This is a genomic window from Variovorax sp. 01T439_2 (assembly GCF_056398445.1).
Genome location: NZ_JBFTPJ010000665.1, coordinates 1 through 3388, shown reverse-complemented (window position 1 = coordinate 3388; position 3388 = coordinate 1). Strand labels below are relative to the sequence as shown.

Sequence of the window (3388 nt, the reverse complement as noted above, 5' to 3'; positions counted from 1 at the left end):
GTCCTGGAGCGATTGCCGTACAAAAAAGAGGCAAGACATGACCACCTCCATCAGTGGCAGCACCCTGGCTTACCTGATTCCCGGCGACCCCGTGCGCAATGTGCGCCTGCCGCGGATGTTCAACGCCGCCTTCGAGCGCTTCGGCATCGACGCGGTGCTGGTGCCCGTGCAGGTGCCGCTGCGCGATTTCGCGGTGTTCTTCAAGTCGGCCTTCCTCGCGCGCAATGTGCGCGGCATGGTGATTGCGCCGCCGCACAAGCCGCTGGCGGTCGACCTGCTCGACGGCTGCGGCCTGTTCGGCCGCGTGGCGGGCTCGGTCAACGTGGTGCGCCGCATCGAGAACAGCGAGCTGGAGGGCGACCTGTTCGACGGCGAAGGCCTGCTGGGCGCGCTCGACCACTTCAATATTCCGTTCCGCGGCAAGCGGGTGCTGATCCTGGGCGCCGGCGTGAGCGCCGCGGCCATCGGCGTGGCGCTGGCCGAAGGCGGCACGGTCGACGGCGCCGAGCACATCGCCTTCTACGACACCTCGGCCGGCAGGGCGGCCGGCGTGGCGGCCAAGCTCGACGCCTTCTTCGACGCCAACGTGGTGGCGGTCGACAGCAATGCGCCCGAAGGCTACGACCTCGTCATCAACGCCACGCCGCTGGGCCTGGACGAGGCCGACGCGCTGCCCGTGGACGTCGCGCGCATGGACGGCCATGCCGCGCTGTTCGACATCCTGCTGCGCAACCAGCCGACGCCGCTGGTGCGCGCGGCACGCGCGCGCGGCCTCAATGCGCAGGCCGGCTTCGAGATGCTGATCCAGCAGATGCCGCACTACTTCGGGTACTTCGGCCACAAGGATGCGGCCGAAGCGCTGCGCAAGGATGCGGATTTCCTGCGCGAGCTGATCTATCCGCCGGCCATGGCCGCAGAGATCAGGCAGCCCCTGCGCTACCAGTCCCCGAGCGTGGCCTGACAGAGGAAACCAATTTACAAGGAGGAGACGCAATGACAAGGATTTTCGACGGCTACTGCAAGCTGCTCGACATGCTGATCGCGCTGGCGCTTGCCATCATGGTGGTGCTGGTGTTCGGCAACGTGGTGCTTCGCTATGCCTTCAACTCGGGCATCACCGTGTCGGAGGAAGTGTCGCGCTGGCTGTTCGTGTGGGTCACGTTCCTGGGAGCGGCGGTCGCGGTCAAGGAGCGCGGGCACCTGGGCACCGACTTCCTGGTGGCCCGCCTGCCGGTGCTGGGCAAGAAGATCTGCCTGGTCGTGGGCCATCTGCTCATGCTGTATGCGACCTGGCTGCTGTTCAGCGGCAGCCTGGCGCAGGCAAAGATCAACTGGGACGTGGAGGCGCCGGTGACCGGCGCATCGGTGGCGATCTTCTACGCCTCGGGCATCGTGTTCGCGGTGTCGGCGGCGGTGTTCCTGCTGAGCGACCTGGTGCGCGCGCTCACCGGCCGGCTGGGCGAAGAGGAGCTCGTGATGGTGCAGGAGTCGGAAGACCTTGCGCAACTCGGGCGCGACGACGGCAACCCCCATGGCAAGCGCTGAGAGCCGGAGCCCCCAATGACCGTATTCATCTTCCTCGGCTCGCTGCTCGCCGCCATGGCGCTGGGCATTCCAATTGCCTATTCGCTGCTGCTTTCGGGCGTGGCACTGATGGTCCACCTCGACCTGTTCGATGCGCAGATCCTCGCGCAGAACGTGGTGAACGGCGCCGACAGCTTTCCGCTGCTTGCCGTGCCGTTCTTCATGCTGGCCGGCGAGATCATGAACGTCGGCGGCCTTTCCAAGCGCATCGTCCACCTGGCGCTGACGCTCGTCGGCCATCGCCGCGGCGGGCTCGGCTTCGTCGCCATCCTGGCGGCCTGCCTGCTGGCCGCGCTGTCGGGCTCGGCGGTGGCGGACACGGCCGCGCTCGCGGCGCTGCTGCTGCCGATGATGGTGCGCGCAGGCCATGACAAGGCGCGCGCCGGGGGGCTCATCGCTTCGGCCGGCATCATCGCGCCGGTCATCCCGCCCTCGATCGGCTTCGTGATCTTCGGCGTGGCCGCCAACGTGTCGATCAGCAAGCTGTTCCTGGCCGGCATCGTGCCCGGCATCATGCTGGGGGCAGGCATCGCCATTGCGTGGTGGTGGGTTGCCAAGCGCGAGAACGTCCAGCCTGCGCCCAAGGCCACCGGCGCCGAGCGCGCGAAGGCCTTCAAGGAGTCGCTCTGGGCGCTGTTCCTGCCGGTGATCGTGCTGGTCGGCCTCAAGATGGGCGTGTTCACGCCCACCGAGGCGGCCGTGGTCGCGGCGGTCTACGCGCTGTTCGTTGCGATGGTGGTCTACCGCGAGATGAACTTCGCGCAGCTCTACCAGGTCTTCGTGAGCGCGGCCAAGACCACGGCCGTGATCATGTTCCTGGTGGCGGCGGCCATGGTTTCGGCCTGGCTCATCACGGTGGCCGACCTGCCGAGCAAGCTCATCAGCCTGCTGGAGCCCTTCATGGGCAACCAGACCCTGTTGCTGATCGCGATCATGGTGCTCGTGATGGCGGTCGGCACGGCCATGGACATGACGCCGACCATCCTGATCCTCACGCCTGTCCTGATGCCGGTGGTCAAGGCCGCGGGCATCGACCCGGTGTACTTCGGCGTGCTGTTCATCATCAACAACGCCATCGGGCTGATCACGCCGCCGGTGGGCACGGTGCTCAACGTGGTGGCGGGCGTCGGCAAGATGAAGATGGACGAGGTGACGCGCGGCGTGCTGCCGTTCATGACGGCGCAGTTCATCGTGATGTTCCTGCTCGTATTTTTCCCCTCGCTGGTGATGGTGCCCATGCGCTGGTTCGCCGGCTGACCCCACGTTTCACGTTTCTTTTTTTTGACTCAATCCCCAAGGAGACCATCCATGAAGAAGACCCTCACCCGGGCCCTTTGCCTCGGCATCGCACTGCTGCTGCCCGTGGCCGCCGCCGTTGCGCAGGACATCAAGGAGCGTTCGATCAAGTTCGCGTTCCAGAACCAGGGCGACCATCCGCAGGCCCTGGGCGCGAAGAAGTTCGGCGAACTCGTCGCGCAGAAGTCGGGCAACAAGATGCAGGTCAAGCTGTTCCCGGGCGGCACGCTCGGCGGCGACGTGCAGACCGTGTCGGCCCTCCAGGGCGGCACCATCGAGATGACCGTGCTCAACGCCGGCATCCTCTCCAACCAGGTCAAGGCCTTCGCGGTCTTCGACTTCCCGTTCCTGTTCGCCAATCCGCAGGAAGCCGATGCGGTGACCGACGGGCCTTTCGGCAAGAAGCTGTTCTCGGAACTCGCGGCAAAGAACCTCATCGGCCTGGGCTACTGGGACCTGGGTTTCCGCAACGTGACCAACAGCAAGCGCCCGATCAACAAGGTGGAAG

General features: G+C 66.1%; 4 protein-coding genes. All 4 read left to right on the top strand.

What is annotated here, in order from left to right; all coding sequences use genetic code 11:
* Positions 1-37: 37 nt before the first annotated feature.
* On the top strand, positions 38-961 hold the full coding sequence (locus tag AC1DOC_RS25465; RefSeq protein ID WP_012748427.1) for a shikimate dehydrogenase family protein: 924 nt from the start codon (positions 38-40) through the stop codon (positions 959-961).
* 32 nt (positions 962-993) lie between these two features.
* On the top strand, positions 994-1545 hold the full coding sequence (locus AC1DOC_RS25460; protein ID WP_012748426.1) for a TRAP transporter small permease: 552 nt from the start codon (positions 994-996) through the stop codon (positions 1543-1545).
* A 15-nt stretch (positions 1546-1560) separates the two neighbouring features.
* Positions 1561-2841: a TRAP transporter large permease subunit gene (locus AC1DOC_RS25455; protein ID WP_478080227.1), complete on the top strand. Its 1281-nt coding sequence runs from the start codon at positions 1561-1563 to the stop codon at positions 2839-2841.
* A gap of 51 nt (positions 2842-2892) precedes the next feature.
* Positions 2893-3388 (top strand): TRAP transporter substrate-binding protein DctP (dctP, locus tag AC1DOC_RS25450; protein WP_478130744.1); only part of this gene is annotated, 496 nt, incomplete at its 3' end.

Excerpts from the sequence above, each read along its gene's own strand:
- AC1DOC_RS25465 (WP_012748427.1), top strand. The coding sequence starts at position 38 with ATGACCACCTCCATCAGTGGCAGCACCCTGGCTTACCTGATTCCCGGC.
- AC1DOC_RS25460 (WP_012748426.1), top strand. The coding sequence starts at position 994 with ATGACAAGGATTTTCGACGGCTACTGCAAGCTGCTCGACATGCTGATC.
- AC1DOC_RS25455 (WP_478080227.1), top strand. The coding sequence starts at position 1,561 with ATGACCGTATTCATCTTCCTCGGCTCGCTGCTCGCCGCCATGGCGCTG.